The sequence below is a fragment of the Plesiomonas sp. ZOR0011 genome, from assembly GCF_000800945.1.
GTDB lineage: Bacteria > Pseudomonadota > Gammaproteobacteria > Enterobacterales > CAMTGL01 > Plesiomonas > Plesiomonas shigelloides.
Map to the genome: position 1 here is coordinate 1 of NZ_JRKB01000016.1, position 2,067 is coordinate 2,067.

Sequence of the window (2,067 nt, forward strand, 5' to 3'; positions counted from 1 at the left end):
CCCCGCCGGCACTTCACGGTCACGCAAAACATTTGCGTACCCGTTCATCGCCTCGACTTTTAAAGTGGGGCCAGTGGCCCCACCCTGACCTTTTGCCAGTTAAGCACTGAAAACGGGTTCAAAACGGCGATCATCCACGGCGGTGCATGGCTATTCATGGCCTCAAAATTCATCAGCGGCGTTTTGCGGGGTTTTGGGCGGTAAAGAGGTGCGGTTCTGTGGCTTAGCCGCCCAAAACGCGCTTAGAGCGTCTCAGGCGGTGCGGGAAATGCAGATTATGGTAAATGTCGATTATCAGTGCTCATTGAGCTTATCTTTCATGTCAGGAGCTAAGTGGTTGAGAGCATCAACGAGCTTAGATAAATCGTAAATATTCCTACCTCGGTATTTAGGGTTTTCTTTGCTAGTTTTTATGCGAATTAGCAAACCTTTCTGCTCTAACTCCCCAAGCCCTCGTTGTACCGTTCTAACTGACACACTCATTCTGATCGCGATGCTTTCCTGTGATGGATGAGGCCATTCGTATGGTTTCCACCAATGTGTAATTAAGTTCAATAGTACGTTAAATGCCACAGGACTAATGGATAGAGTTCCTTGAAGAAAGAATAGTGAGGCAGGGATTGCTGTCCATCCCATAGCTAGCGCATCACTTCCCCAACGGCGCTCGATATTTTTTTCTGACATGACACTACCAACCCTGTTAAACTAGAACTTCCGAAGGAAGAGCTAGTTTAACAGGGTTGGTATTAAATTATATAATTAGTACGACACCTGCGCGCTTATCTGTATCTAGTAATCAACTATACTAAAAACATACTCACCTTTTGATGACGCGATTAAGTTACGCGATTATCTTGAGGGACTAGATACCTACCTCTAGGATGCAGCGATTAAGTTACGCGTTTTCCCTGAGGGGCTTGAAACCTACCTCCTAAGTGTCAATATCTCACTTTTGAGGGACTGCAACTTAAACTGTTTGATTATCAATGTTTTAGTTGTTAAAACCGCCCACAGAGGCGGTTTTTTTATGTGCAAAGAAAGCAGAGCGTCATGAGAACATTCGTTTACGTTGATGGTTTCAACTTTTATCACGGAAGAATAAAGAGATCTGGAGCTAAATGGCTCGATTTAGTGGCTCTATTTGAAAAAAAATTATTGCCATTAAAGTCTAGAGAGGCTGAGCTCCTGAAGCTCAAGTTCTTCACTTCTGAAATCAAAGCTAAATTTGCCTCTCGAGGGCAAGATGCTCATCAAGCTCAGCAGTCATATCATCGGGCTTTAACGGTCACATACCCATCTAAAGTAGAGATTATAAAGGGCTATTACTCAGAAAGGGTTGATCACGCAATGGCCTTTGTTGAGGGCTCTCCGCCATCAAAGTTGAATAGAACAAGGGTTTGGAAGCTTGAAGAAAAGCAAACTGATGTATTGATGGCCTTGGAGATGTATAGGGATGCATCTTTAGGTTTGTGCGATCAGATTGTTGTTTGTTCTAACGACTCTGATATGGAACCATCCATTTCACTGATAAAGCAGGATTTTCCTCATATTCGCATAGGAATGGTTATACCGCGTGAGCAAGATGGTCAGCGAGTCATTACCAGTGCATCGGAGAGAGTGGATTGGGTGTTGAACTATATATCCAATGAGGCGTTAGCTGAATCTCAGTATCCAGATACGATTCCAACCCGACGTAAACCAATACGAAAGCCTGCCCACTGGTAACATGGATATTCTTGAGATTGTTAGGATATCGATGTAATCTCATCTCTGTTGGAAAGAAAAAAACCACCGCTGCTAACGGTGGTTTTTTCAGGTTCGCAGAGCTGCTAACTCTTTGAACCGAGGTAACTGGCTTTCGTGGAGCGCAGTCACCATATTCTGTCCTTTCAGTGTAGCCTTAACACGCTAATCACTTCAAGAACTCCTTTAGGCACTCCACGCATTCAGTTACCAATGGCTACTGCCACTGGCGATTTGTCGTGTCTGTTCGGGTTGGACTCAAGAGTTTGTTACCGTACATGGCGTGGTAGTCGGGCTGAACGGGGAGTTCGTGCATACAGCCCA

At 44.6% G+C, this 2,067-nt stretch carries 2 protein-coding genes; one reads left to right on the forward strand and one right to left on the reverse strand.

All coding sequences use genetic code 11. The annotated features are described in order from the left end of the window. Positions 1 to 294 precede the first annotated feature (294 nt). Complete coding sequence (locus tag L975_RS02620; RefSeq protein ID WP_047707058.1) at positions 295 to 684, reverse strand: helix-turn-helix domain-containing protein; 390 nt, start codon at positions 682 to 684, stop codon at positions 295 to 297. 366 nt (positions 685 to 1,050) lie between these two features. On the opposite strand from L975_RS02620, the gene L975_RS02625 reads away from it, so the two are divergent. Then, positions 1,051 to 1,725: an NYN domain-containing protein gene (locus tag L975_RS02625; protein WP_047707059.1), complete on the forward strand. Its 675-nt coding sequence runs from the start codon at positions 1,051 to 1,053 to the stop codon at positions 1,723 to 1,725. Positions 1,726 to 2,067 lie beyond the last annotated feature (342 nt).

Excerpts from the sequence above, each read along its gene's own strand:
- L975_RS02620 (WP_047707058.1), bottom strand. The coding sequence starts at position 684 with ATGTCAGAAAAAAATATCGAGCGCCGTTGGGGAAGTGATGCGCTAGCT.
- L975_RS02625 (WP_047707059.1), top strand. The coding sequence starts at position 1,051 with ATGAGAACATTCGTTTACGTTGATGGTTTCAACTTTTATCACGGAAGA.